Below are 19120 nucleotides of genomic sequence, written 5' to 3'. Positions count from 1 at the left end.
CGGTCAGGAGGAGGCCGGCGTGGGGTCGCCCGCCACAGCCTGGTCGACCGTCGGGTAGGTGTGCAGTACCTCGACGAGGCCGCTCACCTCGAGGATGCGCAGCACCCCCCGCTGCGGGGCGGCCAGCCGCACCACGCCCCCGGCCTCGTCGCAGCTGTTCTTGGCGCGGACGAACACCGACAACCCGGTGGAGTCGCAGAACGAGACGTTCGCCAGGTCGAAGACGAGCCGGCTGCGGCCCTTGTCGAGCAGGTCGGTGATCTGGTCCTGCAACTGCGGTGCGGTCGCCATGTCCAACTCGCCCGCGACCGACACGACGACCACGTCGCCGCGCTGTTCCGTGTGCACCGTCAAGGACATTCGCCAGACCTCCCGTTATCGGGGAAACGGTATCCCACGATCGGGGTGGTACGCAGAACGGGAGACCGTATCCGGTGGCCACCATCATTCGCTTGCCGTGCGGCAACTAGCGACCCGGCCTCCGATGATAGAGTCCGCCGGTCCAGGTCGAAGGGGGTTTGCCATGGCGCTGAGCGCCGAGGAGAGTGGCCGGCTCGCGAGTCTGCTGACAGGTCATGCCGAGCGGATCACGCAGCGTTGGACGGAGATCGTCGCCGGGTCGCTGCGCGGGCGACTCAGCCAGGGGGAACTGCGCCGGCAGGTGCAGGAGCTGCACGGCAGCATGGTGACCGCCGCCGAGCACGGGGCCGTCGACCTCGACGCCGAGCAGGCCACCGAGCTGCGCGCCGTGCTCGCCGAGCTGTCGCGGGGCCGGGCCCGGCAGGGCTTTTCCGCCTCGGAGACCGCGATCAGCGTGTTCGCGCTCAAGGAGGCGCTGCTGGAGCTGATGGAGGCCGAGGGCGGCTCCGGGACGCTCCGCGACTACGTCGCCTTCTCCGGGCTGATCGACCAGATGGGCCTGTTCACCTTCGAGAGCTTCGTCCGCACCCGCGAGAGCCTCATCGCCGACCAGGCGGAACAGCTGCTCGAACTCTCCACCCCGGTGGTGAAGCTCTGGGAGGGCGTCGTCGCCGTGCCGCTGGTCGGCACCCTCGACTCGGCCCGCGCCCAGGTGGTGATGGAGCGGCTGCTCCAGACCCTGGTCGACACCGGCTCGCCGTACGCGATCATCGACATCACCGGCGTACCGGCGGTGGACACCCAGGTCGCCCAGCACATCCTGAAGACCGTGGTGGCCGCCCGGCTGATGGGCGCCGACTGCATCATCTCCGGCATCCGGCCACAGATCGCGCAGACCATCGTCGCCCTGGGCATCGAGCTCGGCGACATCGCCACCAAGGCCAGCCTCGCCGACGCGTTGCGGCACGTGCTCCGGCTCACCGGGGTCGAGACCGGCCGCCGGCTGCCGCGCCGGGAGGCGTGATGGAGCGGGTGCCGATCCTCAAGATCGGTGAGATCCTGCTGGTCTCCATCCAGGTCGACATGTCCGACCAGACGGCGGTCCAGCTCCAGGAGGACCTCGCGGAGCGGATCGTCGCGACCGGCTGCCACGGCGTGATCATCGACATCACCGCCCTGGACATCGTGGACTCCTTCGTCGGGCGGATGCTGTCGACCATCGCCTCGATCTCCAAGGTGCTCGACGCCGACACGGTGGTGGTCGGGATGCGGCCCGCCGTCGCCATCACCCTCGTCGAGCTGGGCCTGTCCCTCAACGGCATCCGGACGGCGCTCAACGTCGAACGGGCCATGGAGCTGATCGCGGCGGCGCGCGCGGACGAGCACGAGCTCGCGTTCGACGACGAACCGGACGCCGATACGACGGCCTCGTCATGACCGCGGGCGTCGACCTGGGCCAGCCGCAGGCGCAGGCGATCCGCAGCGACGAGGACGTGGTGCGCGTCCGGCAGCTGGTGCGTACGGTGGCGGTGGCGGTCAAGCTCTCGCTGGTCGACCAGACCAAGGTGGTCACCGCGGCGAGCGAACTGGCCCGCAACACCCTGGTGTACGGCGGTGGCGGCACCGTCGAGGTGGGCACGGTGGACAACGGGACGCGGCGGGGCGTACACATCGTCTTCGCCGACTGCGGCCCGGGCATCGCCGACCTCGACCTGGCACTGACCGACGGCTACACGACCGGGGGCGGGCTCGGCCTCGGGCTCAGCGGCGCGCGCCGGCTGGTCGACGAGTTCGACATCCAGACCACGGTGGGTGAGGGCACCCGCATCACGGTCACCAAGTGGTCCAGATGACCGAGGACGTGGTCCCCGACCGTGGCATCTGGTTCCGGGTGGAGACCGGCAGCGCCGCCAGCGCGGTGCGCCGGGCCGCCGAGCGGCTCGGCGACCAGCTCGACCTGGGGGAGTCCCGCACCGCCGACCTGGCGATCGTCGCCGCCGAGCTGACCAGCAACCTGGTCAAGCACGCCGAGGACGGCATGCTGCTGCTGCGGCCCGTCCGGCACGAGCGGGAGGCCGGCGTGGAGCTGGTCGCGATCGACGCCGGGCCGGGGATGGCCGACCTGACCGTCTCCTCGCAGGACGGACACTCCACCACGGGCACGCTCGGCATCGGTCTCGGCGCGATCGTCCGGCAGGCCGGCTGGTTCGACGGCTACTCCCGGCCGGGGCGGGGCACGGTCCTCGCCGTCCAGGTCTGGCCGGACCGCGCCGGTGGGCGGGAGCGGCCCTGGGTCGGCGCGCTCACCCGGCCGCTGACCGGGGAGTCGGTCAGCGGCGACGGGTACGCCTGGCGGACCGTGGAGAGCCGGCGGCAGGTGCTGGTCTGCGACGGCCTGGGGCACGGGCCGCTCGCCTCCGCCGCCACCGACGCCGCGCTCGACGCGTTCCGCCGGGCGCCGGCGGGGCCGCCAGCCGCAGTGGTCCAGCACCTGCACCGGGCGATGTCCCACACCCGGGGCGCGGCGCTGGCCGTCGCGGAGCCGGACCCGTCGGCCGGAGTGCTGCGCTACGCCGGACTGGGCAACATCTCCGCCGCCGTCGTCGGCGCGGACGGCCAGCGCCGGGGCCTGGTCTCGCTGCCGGGCATCGCCGGGCACCAGCGTCCCCCGGTCCGGGAGTACGACTACCCCTTCGAGGCCGGCGCCCTGCTGGTGATGCACAGTGACGGTGTGGTCGACCGCTGGCAGCTCGCCGACTATCCCGGTCTCGCCGACCGGTCGCCCGTCGTGGTGGCCGCGTCGCTGCTGCGGGACGCCGGCACCCGCCGCGACGACGCGTGCGTCCTGGTCGCCCGGGAGTGGTCGTGACCGGGGCGGTGCCGCTGCTCCAGATGGTGCTGCGGGTCGAACACGACATCTTCGTGGTCCGGCAGCGGGGCCGTGAGGTCGCCGCCGCGGTCGGGCTGGAGCACCAGGACCAGGTACGCATCGCCACGGCGCTCAGCGAGGTGGCCCGGGACCTGCTGCGCGCGGTCGGCGGGGCGGACGTGACATTCACCGTGGTCCACGACGCCGTTGGTGATGGGCGGCACCTGCGGGTGGACCTCCTCCCGGTGCGCCCGCTGCCCGACGGACGGTACGAGCCGCAGTCGGGTGCGGTGGCGCGGTTGGTGGACATGTTGGGCGTCGTGACCGGGGAGGGGGATACGGTCGTGAGGATGTCCCGACGTGTCCCGGTCACCGCCGAGCTGCTGACCCCGGAGCGTCTCGCCGAGCTGCGCGCCGAACTCGGCCGGAACGCCCCGGGCAGCGCCCTCGACGAGTTGGCCGCCCAGAACGCGCAACTGATCGCCGCCCTCGACGAGGTACGCAGCCAGCGCGACGAGCTGGCCGTGCTCAACGAGGAACTGGCCGAGACCAACCGCGGCGTGATGGCGCTCTACAACCAGCTCACCGAGGAGCTGGAGGAGACCAACCGCGGCGTGGTCGCGCTCTACGCCGAGCTGGACGAGAAGTCCGCCCAGCTGCGGGCGGCCAGCGAGTCGAAGAGCCGGTTCCTGGCGAACGTCAGCCACGAGCTGCGCGCCCCCGTCACCGCGATCATGGGACTCGGCCGGCTGCTGGACGACTCCGCCTCCGACCCGCTCACCGCCGAGCAGGCCCGCCAGGTCGGGCTCATCCGCTCCTCGGCGAGCGACCTGCTCACGCTGGTCAACGAGCTGCTCGACCTGGCCAAGGCCGAGTCCGGCCGGATCGAGCCCGACTGGGCCGAGGTGGACCTGCGGCCGGTCTTCGGTCAGCTGCGCGGCACGCTGCGGGCCCTGGCCACCCGGCCGGAGGTCGAACTGGTGGTGGAGGAGCCGCCGGTCCCGGCCACGCTGCGCACCGACGAGGTGCTGCTCGCCCAGGTGCTGCGCAACCTGCTGCACAACGGGCTCAAGTTCACCGAGCGCGGGGAGGTCCGGCTGCGGGCGGAGCGGCGGGACGACCGTTGGCTGCTGTCCGCCTCGGACACCGGCCCGGGCATCGCGCCCGAGCAGCACGACCGGATCTTCGAGGAGTTCTACCAGGTGCCCGGCGCGACCCGGGTGGGCGGCACGGGCCTCGGCCTGCCGTACGCGCGGCGGCTGGTGACCCTGCTCGGCGGCACCCTGGAGCTGGCCAGCGAGCCCGGGCGGGGCAGCACGTTCACCGTCAGCCTGCCCGTGGGCGGAGCGTGACGGTGGAGGGCGGCCCGGCGACCGTGCTGGTGGTCGACGACAGTCGCACCAAGCGGTATCTGCTGGTCAGCTGGCTCTCCCGCGCGGGTTTCACCGTGCTGGAGGCGGAGACGGGCGGCGAGGCACTGGCCCGCGTCGGCGTGGACCCGATCGACCTCGTGGTGCTCGACGTGCGGTTGCCCGACCTGAGCGGGTTCGAGGTCTGCGAACGGATCAAGGCCGCGCACCCGGCGATGCCGGTGATCCACGTGTCCGCGCACGCGGTGGACGTCGTGGACCGGGCGCAGGGGCTGACCCGGGGCGCGGACGCGTACCTGGCCGAGCCCATCGAGCCGGAGGAACTGGTCGCCACCGCGCACGCGGTGCTGCGCTACTACCGGGCCCGGCAGCGGGCGGAGCTGCTCGCCGAACGGCTGCTCGGGCTGGCCGACACCACCGTGGCGATGCACTCCGCGCCCAACCTCGCGCGGCTGCTGGAGGCGGCGGCGGCCGGGGCGGCCCAGATCTTCAAGAGCCCCGCCGCGGTGGTCGCCGAGACGTTCGACGGCGACTGCGTCGCCGGGATCGCGGCCGGCCCCGGCGGCACGGCCACGATCGTCCCGTGGCTCGTGGACGACAGCGGCGTGCCGATCGGGACGACGGTCCGAAGGGACGACCCGGCCGGCTGGGGCTTGGTCGACTGGCCGGCGGGGGACACGGTCACGGTGGCCGCCGCCCGGCTCCGCGAGGACCGCCCGCCGCTCTACGTCGTCGTGCCCACCGCGACGCAGACCGCCCGCACCCCCGTGCTGGTGCAGCTCGCCCAGGCCGTCGCGTCGGCGGTGGAGGCGCAGCGCTCCTTCGACGAGGAGCATCGCATCGCGGTCACCCTCCAGCGCAGCCTGCTGCCGCGCCGGATTCCCGAGATCAACGGGCTCGACCTGGCCGTGCGCTACGAGCCGGCGAGCGCGCAGACCGAGGTGGGCGGCGACTTCTACGAGCTGGTGATGCTCGACGGCCATCTGCTGCTGGCGATCGGCGACGTGGCGGGCCACTCGCTGCACGCCGCGACCGTGATGGCCGAGCTGCGGCACGCGGTGCGGGCGTACGCGGTGGAGGGACACCAGCCGGGCGAGATCCTGGAGCGGGTCAACGAGCTGATGCGCACTCTGCTCCCCACGGAGCTGGCCACGATCTGCGTGCTGCTGCTGCACCCGCCCACCGGCCGGGTCCGGCTGGCCAGCGCCGGCCACCTGCCGCCGGCGCTCAGCCTGGACGGCAAGGTGGAGTTCGTGCAGCACTCGGCGCCGCTGCTCGGGGTCCGCGCGCGGCGACCGCCCGACCTGGAGTTCGTGCTGCCGGCCGGGGCGACGCTGGTGTTCTACACCGACGGCCTGATCGAGCGGCGGGACACCACGATCGACGACGGGCTGGCCGCCCTGGCCGCAGCCGCCGGGCGGATCGACGACGACCTGGACCGGTTCTGCGACCGGCTCCTGGTCGAGCTGGCCCCGCCGGAGATCCAGGACGACGTCGCCGTGGTCGCCCTCCGCCGCCGCTGACGTGTAAGGAAGGGCACCCTGTTAACGCCTGGCGCTGTGGAAGGGGCCCTTCCTAACTCCGGCAGCCGTGCCGGGGCCAGCCGACCGAGCGGGCGTACGCGGCCGGCGAGACGCCGATGACGGCGGTGAACTCGCGGACCAGGTGGGCCTGGTCGCTGTAGCCGAGGTCCGCCGCGAGCGCCGCCCAGTCCGGCGGGCCGCCCGCGGCCTGCTCGACGGCCTCCTGAAGCCGGTACCGACGGATCACCCACTTCGGGCCCACGCCGACGTGCGCGAGGAACAGGCGTTGCAGCCGGCGGACGGAGAGGCCGTGCCGCCGGGCGAAGTCGTCCACCCGCAGCACCGTCCGGTCGGCGCGGATCGCCTCGACCAGGCCGATCACCTCGTCGGTGACCGGGTCGCCCGCCGGCGCCCAGCCGAGCAGCAGGTCGTCCAGCGCTCGACAGCGCTCGGCGTCCGTACCGTCGCAGCGGCCGGCGGGCGGCGGCCCCTCGGCGGCCGACGCGGCGGCGACCAGGGCGGCGGCCGGCGGCCAGCGGTCGGCGAGCGACGGGACCGGCCACCGCCGCCCGGTCAGCTCGGCGACCGACCGCGCGAGCCAGAACGGCCGGAAGCCGCCCGGCCGGAACTGGACCCCGCTGACCCGGCCTACGCCGGACAGCGTGATCGAGAACAGTTTTCGCCCCACGCCGGCCACCTCGGCGGTCTCCGGGCCGTCGCCGCCGCGCCGGAACACCACGTTCACCGCCGGGTGCGGCACGACCTGCTGCGTGAGCGGCTCGGTCAGCTCCCAGTCGACGAGCCAGTAGTGCTCGACGTACGGCCGGAGCGCCACGGCGGGCAGGTGCCGGCGGAAGCGGACCTGGCGCAGCAGCCGGGCCGGGTCCAGGATGCCCCGGCTGTCCCCGCGCGGCTGCTGTCGCACTTCTTCAAGACCATCCTCATACGCTGGCCGTATGGCAACCCAGACTAGTGACCTGCTGGCGGTGGCCGCGCCGCCGACCGTGGCGGTGGTGCGTGGCATCGCCGACGACCAGCTCGACCTGCCAACGCCCTGCCGCGAGTACGCGGTGCGCGACCTGCTCGACCACCTGTTCCAGGTGGTGGTTAACTTCCAGGCCCTCGCGGCGAAGCGCCCCGTCGAGTGGGCGGACAAGCCCGACCGCCTCACGGACGGTTGGCGCGAGCGGTTCGAGGCCGAGACGCGGCGGCTGGTCGACGCCTGGTCCGACCCGTCCACCCTGGAAGGCGTCTCGCCGGGAATGGGCCTGCCGCAGACCACGGTCGGCGGCATGGTGCTGCTGGACCTCACGGTGCACGGCTGGGACCTCGCCGTCGCCACCGGCCAGCCGTACCGGCCCGCCCCGGAGGCGACGGCCGCGCTGCACGAGCTGGTAGGGCAGCTCGGGCCGCAGGCCCGGAAGATGGGCGTCTTCGCCGAACCGGTGTCGACCGCCGCCGACCTGCCGGAGTTCGACCGGCTGCTCTGCCACACCGGCCGCGACCCCGGCTGGCCCTCGACCGCCTGAGCCTCACCGGCCCGCGCGGCTCGCCGCCGCACGGGCCTCCCTACCGCCCGGCCTGCTGCTCCTCGGTGTGCGGTGGTGGAGAAACTGTGGAGAACCTGAGCTGTGTAACGCTGGCGGCGACGTAAGCGCTGTTTGCTCTGGAGGCCCGGCCGGACGGGCCCTGGCCTGGGCCGGAAGGCCTGTCGCGCGTGGCAACGGGAGTTCAGTAGATGCACAACCAGCCGGGCGGAGCGCCGCCGGTGTTCGTCGACCGGACCGGGCGTCGCCGCCGGCTCACGGTGATCGCCGGCACCGCGATGGGTCTGGGCCTGCTCACCAGCCTCGGCCTGATCGCCGCCGGCCTCTTCATGGACTCGTCGGTGTCGCTGCCCGGCTGGTCGGACAGCCGCCCGGCGGCACCGCTCGAAGCCGAGGTGGACGGCCGCGACGAGCTGGGCGGCGCGTCGCCGACCGGCCCCCGTCCGTCGCCCGTGACCAGCACCTCGGCCCCGGCGCCCACCCTCACGGCCGGCGACGGCACCACCCCGGCCACCGGCGCTCCCACCGCCCGGCCGACGCGGTCCGAGCAGCCGGGCCAGGGCGACGAGCGGCGCACCGCCAAGCCCAGCCGGTCCCCGGGCAAGCCGAGCTAGCGGTGGCACGGCACATCGCCCGCCGTGACCCGCGGGCACACTGGATCCTGCTCCTGCTCGGGCTGGCGCTGCTGCTCGCGGCGCTCACCGTCGACGGCCTGGTGACCGGGCTGGCCGGCGGCTCCGGCGGGGCGCGGGCCGACACGTCCGCCGGGCCGGCGGTGCCGAAGGAGGTCGCCGCCGGCGGGCCGGTGCTGCGGCTCGACCAGGATCGGCCGGTCAGCCGCGTCATGCCCGACCGGACGATCGCGCTGACCTTCGACGACGGGCCGGACCCGCGGTGGACGCCGCAGGTGCTCGACGCGCTGCGCCGGCACGGCGCGCGCGCCACCTTCTTCGTGGTCGGCGCCCGGGTCAACGAGCACCCCGAGCTGGTCCGTCGGATCCTCGCCGAGGGGCACGAGCTGGGCTCGCACAGCTTCACCCACGCCGACCTCGGCTCCGCCCCGGACTGGCGGCGCGACCTGGAACTCTCGCTGACCCGCAAGGCGATCGCCGGGGCGGCCGGCCGCGAGGTCACCCTGCTCCGGCCGCCGTTCTCGTCGCACCCGTCGGCGCTGACCGCCCCCGAGTACGCCGCGCTGCGCGCCGCCGCCGGCACCGGGCACGTCACCGTGCTCGCCGACCGGGACACCAAGGACTGGCAGCGGCCCGGCGTGCCGGCCATCGTCGAGGCCGCCACCCCGGAGCGGGGAGGCGGCGCGGTGGTGCTGATGCACGACGGCGGCGGCGACCGGGCCCAGACGGTGGCCGCCCTCGACCGGCTGTTGCCCGCGCTGACCGAGCAGGGCTACCGGTTCACCACGGTCTCGGAGGGGATCGACGCGCCGGCCTCCATGGTGCCGGCGAGCGGGGGCAGCCGGCTCGGCGGCCACGTCCTCCGGTGGACCCAGGCCGGCGCCGGCTGGCTGGCCGGGGCGATGGACCTGCTGCTCGGGCTCGCGCTGGTGCTGGGCGTGGCCCGGCTGGTCGTGCAGGTGATCTGCGCCCAGGTGCACGTGCGGCGGGTCCGCCGACCGGGGCGGGCGCGGCCGGCGATCACCGCGCCGGTGTCGGTGATCGTGCCCGCGTACAACGAGGCCGCGAACATCGCCGCGACCGTCCGGTCGCTGGTCGCCAGCGACTACCCGGCGCTGGAGGTGATCGTCGTGGACGACGGGTCCAGCGACGACACCGCCGGGATCGTCGAGCGGCTCAGGCTGCGCGGGGTGCGGGTCATCCGGCAGGCCAACGCCGGCAAGCCGGCGGCGCTGAACACCGGCATCCGGGCCGCCCGCGCCGACCTGCTGGTGCTGGTCGACGGCGACACCGTCTTCCAGCCGGACACCGTGCGCCGGCTGGTGCAGGGCTTCGCCGACCCGACGGTGGGCGCGATCTCCGGCAACACCAAGGTCGCCAACCGGCGCCGGCTGCTCGGCCGCTGGCAGCACCTGGAGTACGTGATCGGCTTCAACCTCGACCGCCGGATGTACGACGTGCTGGAGTGCATGCCGACCATCCCCGGCGCGATCGGGGCGTTCCGCCGCGAGGTGCTGTTCGCCGTCGGCGGGGTGCCCGCGGACACCCTCGCGGAGGACACCGACCTCACCATGAAGGTGCTGCGGGCCGGCTGGCGGGTGGTCTACGAGGAGGCGGCCATCGCCTGGACCGAGGCGCCCTCGTCGCTGCGGCAGCTCTGGCGGCAGCGCTACCGCTGGTGCTACGGCACCATGCAGGCGATGTGGAAGCACCGGCACGCGCTGCGCGAGCGGGGCGCCGGCGGCAAGCTGGGCCGGCGCGGCCTGCCGTACCTGACCGTGTTCCAGATCGTGCTGCCGCTGGCCGCCCCGGCGGTGGACGTCTACGCCGTCTACGGCCTGATCTTCCTGCCCTGGTCGACGCTCGTGCTGGCCTGGGCGGGGCTGCTGCTGCTCCAGGCGGCCACCGCCGCGTACGCGCTGCGGCTGGACCGGGAACGCTTCGGGCCGCTGTGGAGCCTGCCGTTCCAGCAGTTGATCTACCGGCAGGTGATGTACCTGGTGGTGGTGCAGTCGGTGGTCACCGCGCTGATCGGCAACCGGCTGCGCTGGCAGCGGATGGTACGCACCGGCGAGGCCGCCGCCCTGCTCCCCACCCCCCGCTGACCCACCCCGACACGCGGCGTCCCGCCGAGCCGATCTTGGTGCGGAACGGCCCCTGTGGGGGCCACTCCGCACCAAGATCTCCTCAACGTGGGTCGAACAGGCCGCCGGACCAGGAGAGGACCACCCCGAGCACGGCCGAGCAGCAGCAGACCAGCAGCGTGGCGGCGACCACCGCGAGGATCAGCCAGACCCGCCGGTCGCGCGCAGCCGCCAGCAGGGTCGACCGGGGTACGCGCGGGGCCGGCGCGTTGTCGTCGGCCGTGCTCACCGTGCTGCCCCGATCACCTCGGCAGTCTAGGTGACCGGGACTCGGCCCATCTGTCGATCACGCGGGGCGGCGGGTGGGTCACGGGGCGGGCAGGATGGGGCCGTGGAGATGGTCTCGATCGCCGACATCCGGTCCGCCGCCGTCGACATCGCGGGCACGGTGCTGCGTACCCCCTTGATGCGGAGCGGATGGGACGCGGAGCTGTGGCTGAAGCCGGAGAGCCTGCAACCGGTGGGGTCGTTCAAACTGCGCGGGGCGACCCACGCCGTCGCCCGGCTCACGCCCGAGCAGCGGGCCCGTGGCGTACTCACCCACTCCTCCGGTAACCACGGCCTGGCGCTGGCATACGCCGCGAGGGCCGCCGGAGTGGCGTGCACCGTGGTGGTGCCGGAGGGGGCGCCGGCGGTGAAGGTCGAGCGGATCCGCGCGCTCGGTCCGCAGGTGGTGCTGGTGCCGCCGCCGCGCCGGATACCCGAGGCGGAACGGATCGCCGAGGAGACTGGCGCAGTGCTGGTGCCGCCCTTCGACGACCTGCGGATCATCGCCGGGCAGGGCACGATCGGCCTGGAGATCATCGAGGACCTGCCCGACGTCGACGCGGTGCTGGTGCCGGTCGGCGGGGGCGGTCTCTCGTCCGGCATCGCTACGGCGGTGAAGGCCCTCCGCCCGTCCACAGCCGTGATCGGGGTGGAGCCGGAACTGGCCGCCGACGCGCGCGACTCGCTCGCGGAGGGTTCGGTGATGGTCTGGGGTGAGGAGTTGACCTACCGCACCATGGCCGACGGGTTGCGGCTTCCCCCCTCCGACCTGACCCTCAGCCACCTGCGGAAACACCTCGACGGCATCATCACCGTGGCCGAAGAGGAGATCGCGGCGGCAATGGGGCGGCTGGTCCGCGATGCCCGCCTGGTGGTCGAGCCGAGCGCGGCGGTGGCGGTCGCCGCCCGCCTGTTCCGCCGCGATGAGCTGCCCGCCGGTCCGACGGTCGCCGTGGTCACCGGCGGCAACGTCGACTCGGCGGTGCTGGCAAGCGTCCTGTGCTAAGAGTGTGCGGAAGGGGCCCCTCGGCAAGCGGAATCCGTTGACGAGGGGCCCCTCCTCACACCTCAGGCGCGGCCGAGGCGGTCGAGGATCCAGGCGTTGATGAACGCCTCCTCGCGCCATGCGTCGTAGCGACCGCTCGGCCCGCCGTGGCCGGCACCCATCTCGGTCTTGAGCAGGTAGTCGCCCTGCGGGGCGACCGCCCGCAGCCGGGCGATCCACTTCGCCGGCTCGTGGTAGAGCACGCGGGTGTCGTTGAGGCTGGTCACCGCCAGGATCGCCGGGTAGTCCACCGCCCGCACGTTCTCGTACGGGGTGTAGGACTTCATGTACGCGTACACCTCCGGGTCGTCGAGGGGGTTGCCCCACTCCTCCCACTCGGTGACGGTCAGCGGCAGCGACGGGTCCAGGATCGAGGTGAGCGCGTCCACGAAGGGCACCTGCGCGACGATCCCGGCGAACGCGTCCGGGGCGAGGTTGGCCACCGCGCCCATCAGCAGCCCGCCGGCCGAGGCGCCCCGGGCGACGAGCCGGTCGCCCGCCGTCCAGCCGGCCTTGACCAGGTGCCGGGCGCAGGCGACGAAGTCGGTGAACGTGTTCTTCTTGGCCAGCAGCTTGCCCTGGTCGTACCAGCGGCGGCCCAGTTCGCCGCCGCCGCGGATGTGCGCCACGGCGAAGATGACGCCCCGGTCCAGCAGGGACAGCCGGGCGATGGAGAACCACGGGTCCATGCTCGCCTCGTACGAGCCGTAGCCGTAGATGACGCAGGGGGCGGAGCCGTCCTTCGGCGTGCCGGCCCGGCAGACCAGCGAGATCGGCACCCGCGTCCCGTCGTCGGCGAGCGCCCAGTCGCGGTGCTGCTCGTAGTCGGCCGGGTCGTACGCCCGCCCGTCCGGCCCGGGCTTCACCGGCTTCTGCCGGCGCAGCACCATCTGCCGGGTGACCAGGTCGTAGTCGTAGACCGAGTCGGGGGTGACCAGCGAGGTGTAGCGCAGCCGGATCTGCCTGGTCTGGTATTCCGGGTTGCTGTCCAGGCCGACGCTGTAGAGCGGCTCCGGGAAGTCGATGTCGAAGGCGTCGCCGCCGCCGATCGGCAGCACCCGCAGCCCGGTCAGCCCGTTGCTGCGCAGCGAGACGACCAGGTGGTCGGCGAAGGCGTCCACCGCCTCCAGCCGGGTGCCGGGCGAGTGCTCGATCAGCGGCACCCAGTCGCCGGGTGCGTCCGCCGAGGTGTACGCCAGCGCGAAGTCCTCGGCGCCGTCGTTGTGCAGGATCAGGAAGCGGTGGCCGTGGTGCTCGACCGTGTATTCCACGCCCTGCCGCCGGGGCGCCACGGACGCGGGCGCGCCGGTCGGGTTGCCGGCCGGGATCACCAGCACCTCACTGGTGATCTTGCTGTGGATGTCGACGAGGACGAACTTCTCGGAGCGGGTCAGCTCGACGCCGACCCAGAAGCGCTCGTCGTCCTCCTGGTGGACCACCACGTCCTTGCTCGACGGGGTGCCCAGGGTGTGCCGCCAGACCCGGTTGGGCCGCCACGCGTCGTCCACGGTCACGTAGAACAGCACGGAGGCGTCGGCGGACCAGGCGGTGCCGTAGAAGGTGTCGGGCACCTCGTCGGGCAGCAGCTCGCCGGTGGAGAGGTCCTTGACCCGCAGCGTGAACCGCTCGTCGCCGGAGAAGTCCGTCGAGTATGCGAGCCACCGCCCGTCGGGGCTGACGTCGAACGCGCCGAGCGCGAAGAAGTCGTGCCCCTCGGCGAGCAGGTTGCCGTCGAGCAGCACCTCCTCGCCCTCCAGCGGCGCGCCGTCCGCGCTGGCCGGCGGGTCGGTCTCGCCCTCCCGGACGGCCCGGCGGCACTGCATGCCGTACTGCTGCCCCTCGACCGTGCGGGTGTAGTACCAGTAGCCGCCCTTGCGGCTGGGCACCGACAGGTCGGTCTCCTGGGTGCGCCGGCGGGTCTCCTCGAACAGGTCGGCGCGCAACCCGTCGAGATGCGCCGTCCGGGCCTCCGTGTAAGCGTTTTCGGTGGTCAGGTAGGCGATCGTCGCCGGATCGTCCTTGCTGGCCAGCCACGCGTACTCGTCGGTGACGGTGTCGCCGTGGTGGGTGCGCTCGCTGGGCACCCGCTTCGCCGTGGGCACGGGGGTCTCGGTGGTCACGGCGTCACGTTACCGGCGCGGGTCGCCCTCCGGGTGGCGTCGTCGGTCGACCCGCCGCCACATCTTTCGAACATGTGTACGATGACCGGCATGGCGGCAGCAGCGAGTTCCACCGACCGACCCGGAGCCCTCGACATCACCCGGCGGTTGACGGAGATCTGCGGCCCGCCGTTCGCCCGCCTCGCCGGCCCGGCCGACGAGGTGGCCGGTCGCCCGGCCCGCTGGGTGGCCGTGCCCGGCGGTCCGCACGCCGCCGCCGAGGTGCTGCGGCTGGCGGCCCGGCACGACCTGACCGTCGTGCCGCGCGGCGCCGGCACGAAGATCGACTGGGGCGCCGCCCCCGACCGGGTCGACATCATGCTCGACACCGGCCGGCTCGCCGGGATCGGGCACCAGCCGACCGGCGCGCCCACCGCAGAGGTCGGCGCGGGCACCCCGCTGCGGGCGGTGCAGGCCGCGCTCGAACGCACCGGGCAGCGGCTCGCGGTCGACGCCCCCTCGCCCGGCGCGACCCTCGGCGGCGTGCTCGCCGCCGGCGAGGCGGGCCCGCTGCGGCACCGCCACGGCAGCCCGTGCGACCAGCTCCTCGGCGTGCGCTACCTCGACGCCGACGGCGAGCTGGTCAACGCCGGCGGCGGCGTCGACGGGCTGGAGCTGGCCCGGCTGCTCTGCGGCTCGCAGGGGGCGCTCGGCGTGCTGGTCTCCGCGACCCTGCGGGTACAGGCCGTGCCGGCCGGCCGGATCTGGGTCACCCGGCCGGTCTGGACCCCGCTGGAGGTGCACGACCTCGTCCGTGTGGTGCTCGCCGCGCGCCTCGACCCGGCCGCGGTCGAGCTGGACCTGCCGGCCGGCGCGGGACCCCGGCCGCGCCAGGACGGCCGGGCCGAGTCGATGGCGCGACACCCGTCCATGGCGGGGCGCGCCGCGCTCGGCCCGGCCGGTGCCGGCCGGCTCGCGGTGCTGTTGGAGGGCGGCCCCGCCGACGTCGCCGAGCGGGCCGACCGCCTGGTCACGCTCCTCGGCGGCAGGTCCGGGGTCAGCCACTCGGCGCCGGAGTGGTGGCGCCGCTACCCGTTCGGCCCGGGCGACACGGCACTGCGGATCGAGGTGCCGATCGCCGACCTGCACGCCGCCGTCTACGCGCTGCGCGACGCCGCCGGCGCTCCCGTCCCGGTGCGCGGCTCCGCGGGCCTGGGCGTGGTGCACGCGGCCCTGCCCGGCGCCATGGCTCCCGACCGGGTGGCCTCGATCCTGGCCGCCGTCCGCGGGGTGCTCCTCGCCCGGCGGGGGAGGTGCGTGGTGCTCTCTGCGCCGCCGGCCGTCCGGCGGGCCGTCGACCTGTGGGGCGAGCTGGCCGGGCTGCCCCGGCTGCGTGCGGCCAAGGAGCACCTCGACCCCCACCACCGCCTCGCCCCGGGCCGCCTCCCCGGCGGTCTCTGACGAGCCCGCCTCGTCACGCGGTCTCTGACGAGCCCGCCTCGTCACGCGGTCTCTGACGAGCCCGCCTCGTCACGCGGCGTCGTTGCGCAGCACCAGGATGGCGATGTCGTCGCGGGGCGCCTCGGCCGAGAAGCCGAGCGCGGTCGAACGGAGCCGGGCGGCCACCACGTCGGCCGAGTAGCCGGCGAGCGGGGCGGCGGCGTCGCGCAGCCGGTCGGTGCCGAACAGCTCCCGGCCGCGCCGCCGTTCCGTGACCCCGTCGGTGTAGAAGACCAGCGAGTCGCCCGGGTCGAGCGGGATCTCCGCCGTCGGCGAGGTGATCGAGTCGAGCAGCCCGAGCGCCGTTCCGCCGGCGCCGACGAAGGCGGCCCCGCCACCGGAGCGCAGCAGCACCGGCCGGTCGTGGCCGGCGAGGTGCAACGACACGTCGAGCTGCGTGCCGTCGCCCGGCCCGACAGCCGCGAGGGCCAGCGTGCAGTACCGCCCGCCACCCCGCTCGACCAGCGTCTCGTTGACCCGGGCCAGGGCCTCCGGCAGCGGCTTGCCGTCGCCGACCAGCACCCGGATGACGTCGCGGACCAGGCCGGTCACCGTGGCGGCCTGCACCCCCTTGCCCGAGACGTCGCCGACCACCACCAGCCAGCGCCCGTCCGGCAGCGGCACCACGTCGTAGAAGTCGCCGCCGACGTCGGCGTCGTCGCCGGTCGGGACGTACTCGGCGGCGAAGCCGATGCCCTCGACCACGGGCAGCACCGGCGGCAGCAGCGACTGCTGGAGGGTCTGCGCGACGCGGCGGCGCTCGGCGTGGATCCGGGCGTTCTCGATCGCCAGCGCCGCCCGCCGCGCCACGTCCTCCAGCACGGCGACCTCGTCCGGGTCGTGCCGGTGCCGCTGGTGCCGGCCGACGGCCAGGGTGCCGAGGCGCTGCCCCCGGGCGATCAGCGGCACCGCGAAGCCCTCCATCGGTGCGCCGAGCGGCATCTGCGTGCCGTTGCGGGACGCCTCCCGCAGCCGCGCCTGGACCGACTCCGGGCCGGTCTCCTGGAGCACCTTGTGCAGGTGGGGCAGCACCGACTCGTCGGCGTGGCTGGCCGCCGCGAGGCGCAGCCGGCCCCACTCGTCGGTGGTGTGCACCGCGCACCACTGCCCGAGCCGGGGCACCACGAGCTGCGGGACGAGCGCCATCGTCAGCTCGACGTCCAGAGACTGGGCGAGCAGCTCGCTGGCCTCCGCGAGGAAGGTCAGCCAGGCCTGGCGGCGGACGTCCGCCCGGCGCAGCCGGTCGTTCTCCAGGTGCAGCGAGAGCCGCTCGGCCATCAGCACCGCCAGCGGCCGGGCGTACGCCGACGGCGCCGCGTCCAGCTCCAGCTCCCCGCTGTACGGCCGGTGCACCGCCAGCGGCACCCGGAGCAGCTCGTTGCCCGGCCGGGGCTGGCGGCCGTACCGGGCCAGTACCTGTGCGCCCTGTCCGTCCCCCCGGTCCAGCCGGACCATCCCGCCGGCCGCGCCGACCATCTCGGCGACCCGGGTGAGCAGGCCGGTCGCGAAGTCGGGCAGCGGGTCCTCGGCGTACGGGTCGGGGGTGGTCTGCATCAACTCGCTCATCGCTCCCGCGCTCGGCGCGGAGCTCTCCGCCGTCGCGGCGCCGCCCCCGGCGGACGCGGCGCTCGGCGCCGTCCCCCGCCCGGCGTGGGTCTCCCCGTCGCCGGCCGGGTCGGGCCGGTCCAGCCGGAACCAGACGCCCTTTCCGGTCGGCAGGTAGGTGGTGCCCCAGCGGCTGGCGAAGTGGTCGACCAGCAGCAGGCCCCTGCCGCGCTCGGAGACCTCGTCGATGTCCGTGGTGTCGTTGCGGACCCCTACGGTCAGCTCGTCCACCGGGCCGGCCGCGAAGTCGGAGACGGTGACGGTGAGCCCGTCCGGGTCGGCGACGACCTCGATGTCCAGTTCGGTGCGGGCGTGCTCCACCGCGTTGGTGGAGAGTTCCGTGGTCAGCAGCAGCGCCTCGTTGACCAGTTCGTCCAGGTGTGCCTCGGTGAGCACCGACCGCACCAGCGCCCGCGCCGCCGCGGGCGTACGCCGGTCGGCGGGGAGCCGGACGCGCCGGACGTGCTCGTCTCGGCCCCTGGTCTCCGCGGGCCCCGTCTCCGCTGACACCTCCGTATCCTCCACCGCCGTCCGCTCGGCTGCCAAGCCGGTGCCGGACGAGCGGAGCGGAGGGCGTCGGGCCGGCGTGGCGGCCGGCGGCGGGACGGGCGGAACGGGATGGTTGCCGCGGGTAGCGATCGGTCGCGCAGAAAGGGCGGAACGGGACGGCCGTCGCGGGTGGCGATCGGCCGCGCAGGCGGGACGGAACGGGGCGGACGGGACGGTTGTCGCGCGTGGCGAGCGGTCGCGCAGACGTGGCGGGGGCGGCGTCGCGGGCACAATGATGGGATGGCCTGCGTCGCAGGAGTCGGTGGCCCCGAGCTGAGCGAGGAATGATGACCACGGCGAAACAGTCGGCGACCGCGGATCCATCCGCGCCCGACCACGAGGCGCTCCTCCTCGAACTGACCGAGGCGCTGCGGCGGGTCGGCCGCGGCGACCTCAAGGTCCGGCTGCCCCGACGGGCGGGCCGGGCCGGCGAGGTCGCGGACGCCTTCAACGAGGTCGTCTCGCTCCAGGAGCGGCAGTACCTCGACCTGCGGCGGATCAGCCGGATCGTCGGCCGGGACGGCCGGCTCACCGAGCGGCTGGACGACGAGGGGCTGGACGGCTCCTGGGCGGAGGGCCAGCGGGCCGTCAACTCGTTGATCGACGACCTCGGCCGGCCCACCACCGAGATCGCCCGGGTCATCGTGGCGGTCGCCGAGGGCGACCTGTCCCAGCACATGGCGTTGGAGATCGACGGCCGGCCGCTGCGCGGGGAGTACCTGCGTATCGGGCGCACCGTGAACACGATGGTCGACCAGCTCTCGTCGTTCGCGGACGAGGTGACCCGGGTGGCCCGCGAGGTGGGCACCGAGGGCAAACTGGGCGGCCAGGCCGACGTGCGCGGCGTCGCCGGCACCTGGAAGGACCTCACCGACTCGGTGAACACCATGGCGTCGAACCTGACCGGCCAGGTGCGGTCGATCTCCCAGGTGGCGACCGCGGTGGCCAAGGGCGACCTGTCACAGAAGATCACGGTCGGGGCGCGTGGCGAGGTCGCCGAGCTGGCCGACACGATGAACTACCTGACCGACACCCTGCGGCTTTTCGCCGAGCAGGTGACCCGGGTGGCCCGCGAGGTGGGCACCGAGGGCAAGCTGGGCGGCCAGGCCGACGTGCCGAACGTGGCGGGCACCTGGAAGGACCTCACCGACAGCGTCAACTCGATGGCGTCGAACCTGACGTCGCAGGTGCGCAACATCGCCCAGGTCTCCACGGCGGTGGCGCGGGGCGACCTGTCGCAGAAGATCACCGTGGCGGCGCAGGGCGAGATCCTGGAGCTCAAGGACACCGTCAACACGATGGTGGACCAGCTGTCGTCGTTCGCCGACGAGGTGACCCGGGTCGCGCGGGAGGTTGGCATCGAGGGCAAGCTGGGCGGCCAGGCCCAGGTGCGCGGCGTCTCCGGCACCTGGCGGGACCTGACCGAGAACGTCAACCAGCTCGCCGGCAACCTGACCAGCCAGGTCCGCAACATCTCCCAGGTCTCCACCGCCGTCGCGAAGGGCGACCTGTCCCAGAAGATCACGGTCGACGCGCAGGGCGAGATCCTGGAGCTGAAGAACACCGTCAACACGATGGTGGACCAGCTGTCGTCGTTCGCCGACGAGGTG

The 19120-nt window shown here is 74.1% G+C and carries 17 protein-coding genes; 12 read left to right on the top strand and 5 right to left on the bottom strand.

Annotation, left to right across the window (positions count from 1 at the left end):
- Window positions 1-3: 3 nt before the first annotated feature.
- Window positions 4-360: an STAS domain-containing protein gene (locus tag ACGF5C_RS08580; RefSeq protein ID WP_092381119.1), complete on the bottom strand. Its 357-nt coding sequence runs from the start codon at window positions 358-360 to the stop codon at window positions 4-6.
- A gap of 163 nt (window positions 361-523) precedes the next feature.
- On the opposite strand from ACGF5C_RS08580, the gene ACGF5C_RS08575 reads away from it, so the two are divergent.
- The 6 genes from ACGF5C_RS08575 to ACGF5C_RS08550 are packed head-to-tail and all read left to right on the top strand — an operon-like array spanning window position 524 to window position 6122.
- Window positions 524-1384 carry an STAS domain-containing protein gene (locus tag ACGF5C_RS08575; protein WP_393298353.1) on the top strand — a complete coding sequence of 287 codons (861 nt, stop codon included), beginning with the start codon at window positions 524-526 and terminating at the stop codon, window positions 1382-1384.
- Window positions 1384-1797, top strand: a complete 414-nt coding sequence (locus ACGF5C_RS08570; protein WP_393298350.1) for an STAS domain-containing protein — start codon at window positions 1384-1386, stop codon at window positions 1795-1797. Before ACGF5C_RS08575 ends, ACGF5C_RS08570 begins: the two co-directional genes overlap by 1 nt.
- On the top strand, window positions 1794-2213 hold the full coding sequence (locus ACGF5C_RS08565) for an ATP-binding protein (RefSeq protein WP_393298347.1): 420 nt from the start codon (window positions 1794-1796) through the stop codon (window positions 2211-2213). Before ACGF5C_RS08570 ends, ACGF5C_RS08565 begins: the two co-directional genes overlap by 4 nt.
- Window positions 2210-3229 (top strand): SpoIIE family protein phosphatase, encoded by a 1020-nt coding sequence (locus tag ACGF5C_RS08560; RefSeq protein WP_393298344.1) that lies wholly within the window; start codon window positions 2210-2212, stop codon window positions 3227-3229. Before ACGF5C_RS08565 ends, ACGF5C_RS08560 begins: the two co-directional genes overlap by 4 nt.
- Before the next feature lie 23 nt (window positions 3230-3252).
- A complete protein-coding gene (locus tag ACGF5C_RS08555) occupies window positions 3253-4581 on the top strand; it encodes a sensor histidine kinase (protein ID WP_393298422.1) in 1329 nt (442 codons plus the stop codon).
- 2 nt (window positions 4582-4583) lie between these two features.
- Window positions 4584-6122 (top strand): SpoIIE family protein phosphatase, encoded by a 1539-nt coding sequence (locus ACGF5C_RS08550; protein ID WP_393298341.1) that lies wholly within the window; start codon window positions 4584-4586, stop codon window positions 6120-6122.
- A gap of 52 nt (window positions 6123-6174) precedes the next feature.
- Here the strand turns inward: ACGF5C_RS08550 and ACGF5C_RS08545 are convergent, their stop codons facing one another.
- A complete protein-coding gene (locus tag ACGF5C_RS08545; RefSeq protein ID WP_393298338.1) occupies window positions 6175-7047 on the bottom strand; it encodes a DUF6597 domain-containing transcriptional factor in 873 nt (290 codons plus the stop codon).
- 31 nt (window positions 7048-7078) lie between these two features.
- Here ACGF5C_RS08545 and ACGF5C_RS08540 point away from each other — a divergent pair, with 31 nt between their 5' ends.
- The 3 genes from ACGF5C_RS08540 to ACGF5C_RS08530 all read left to right on the top strand — a co-directional run bounded on the left by ACGF5C_RS08540 (window position 7079) and on the right by ACGF5C_RS08530 (window position 10406).
- Window positions 7079-7651, top strand: coding sequence for a TIGR03086 family metal-binding protein (locus tag ACGF5C_RS08540; protein WP_393298335.1), 573 nt, complete (start codon window positions 7079-7081; stop codon window positions 7649-7651).
- Window positions 7652-7860: 209 nt separating this feature from the next.
- A complete protein-coding gene (locus ACGF5C_RS08535; protein ID WP_393298332.1) occupies window positions 7861-8283 on the top strand; it encodes a hypothetical protein in 423 nt (140 codons plus the stop codon).
- A 2-nt stretch (window positions 8284-8285) separates the two neighbouring features.
- Window positions 8286-10406 (top strand): bifunctional polysaccharide deacetylase/glycosyltransferase family 2 protein, encoded by a 2121-nt coding sequence (locus ACGF5C_RS08530; protein WP_393298329.1) that lies wholly within the window; start codon window positions 8286-8288, stop codon window positions 10404-10406.
- Window positions 10407-10488: 82 nt separating this feature from the next.
- On the opposite strand, the gene ACGF5C_RS08525 is transcribed toward ACGF5C_RS08530, so the two are convergent.
- On the bottom strand, window positions 10489-10674 hold the full coding sequence (locus tag ACGF5C_RS08525; RefSeq protein ID WP_393298326.1) for a hypothetical protein: 186 nt from the start codon (window positions 10672-10674) through the stop codon (window positions 10489-10491).
- Window positions 10675-10776: 102 nt separating this feature from the next.
- Here ACGF5C_RS08525 and ACGF5C_RS08520 point away from each other — a divergent pair, with 102 nt between their 5' ends.
- Window positions 10777-11718 carry a threonine/serine dehydratase gene (locus tag ACGF5C_RS08520; protein ID WP_393298323.1) on the top strand — a complete coding sequence of 314 codons (942 nt, stop codon included), beginning with the start codon at window positions 10777-10779 and terminating at the stop codon, window positions 11716-11718.
- 62 nt (window positions 11719-11780) lie between these two features.
- Here ACGF5C_RS08520 and ACGF5C_RS08515 read toward each other — a convergent pair whose 3' ends face one another.
- Entirely contained in the window at window positions 11781-13877 is a 2097-nt protein-coding gene (locus ACGF5C_RS08515; RefSeq protein ID WP_393298320.1) for a S9 family peptidase, read from the bottom strand.
- A gap of 90 nt (window positions 13878-13967) precedes the next feature.
- Between ACGF5C_RS08515 and ACGF5C_RS08510 the strand changes: the two genes are divergently transcribed.
- A complete protein-coding gene (locus ACGF5C_RS08510; RefSeq protein WP_393298317.1) occupies window positions 13968-15317 on the top strand; it encodes an FAD-binding oxidoreductase in 1350 nt (449 codons plus the stop codon).
- A 69-nt stretch (window positions 15318-15386) separates the two neighbouring features.
- Here the strand turns inward: ACGF5C_RS08510 and ACGF5C_RS08505 are convergent, their stop codons facing one another.
- On the bottom strand, window positions 15387-17471 hold the full coding sequence (locus ACGF5C_RS08505; protein WP_393298314.1) for a SpoIIE family protein phosphatase: 2085 nt from the start codon (window positions 17469-17471) through the stop codon (window positions 15387-15389).
- 326 nt (window positions 17472-17797) lie between these two features.
- On the opposite strand from ACGF5C_RS08505, the gene ACGF5C_RS08500 reads away from it, so the two are divergent.
- Window positions 17798-19120: HAMP domain-containing protein (locus ACGF5C_RS08500; protein ID WP_393298311.1), on the top strand; the 1323-nt coding region annotated here is incomplete at its 3' end.

This window comes from Micromonospora sp. NPDC047620 (genome assembly GCF_043205005.1).
Taxonomy (GTDB): Bacteria; Actinomycetota; Actinomycetes; order Mycobacteriales; family Micromonosporaceae; genus Micromonospora.
The sequence above is the reverse complement of the archived record's forward strand: the minus strand, read 5'-3'. Positions and strand labels throughout refer to the sequence as shown.

Coding starts and splice junctions, on each gene's coding strand:
- ACGF5C_RS08580 (WP_092381119.1), bottom strand. CDS start 360: ATGTCCTTGACGGTGCACACGGAACAGCGCGGCGACGTGGTCGTCGTG.
- ACGF5C_RS08575 (WP_393298353.1), top strand. CDS start 524: ATGGCGCTGAGCGCCGAGGAGAGTGGCCGGCTCGCGAGTCTGCTGACA.
- ACGF5C_RS08570 (WP_393298350.1), top strand. CDS start 1,384: ATGGAGCGGGTGCCGATCCTCAAGATCGGTGAGATCCTGCTGGTCTCC.
- ACGF5C_RS08565 (WP_393298347.1), top strand. CDS start 1,794: ATGACCGCGGGCGTCGACCTGGGCCAGCCGCAGGCGCAGGCGATCCGC.
- ACGF5C_RS08560 (WP_393298344.1), top strand. CDS start 2,210: ATGACCGAGGACGTGGTCCCCGACCGTGGCATCTGGTTCCGGGTGGAG.
- ACGF5C_RS08555 (WP_393298422.1), top strand. CDS start 3,253: ATGGTGCTGCGGGTCGAACACGACATCTTCGTGGTCCGGCAGCGGGGC.
- ACGF5C_RS08540 (WP_393298335.1), top strand. CDS start 7,079: ATGGCAACCCAGACTAGTGACCTGCTGGCGGTGGCCGCGCCGCCGACC.
- ACGF5C_RS08535 (WP_393298332.1), top strand. CDS start 7,861: ATGCACAACCAGCCGGGCGGAGCGCCGCCGGTGTTCGTCGACCGGACC.
- ACGF5C_RS08510 (WP_393298317.1), top strand. CDS start 13,968: ATGGCGGCAGCAGCGAGTTCCACCGACCGACCCGGAGCCCTCGACATC.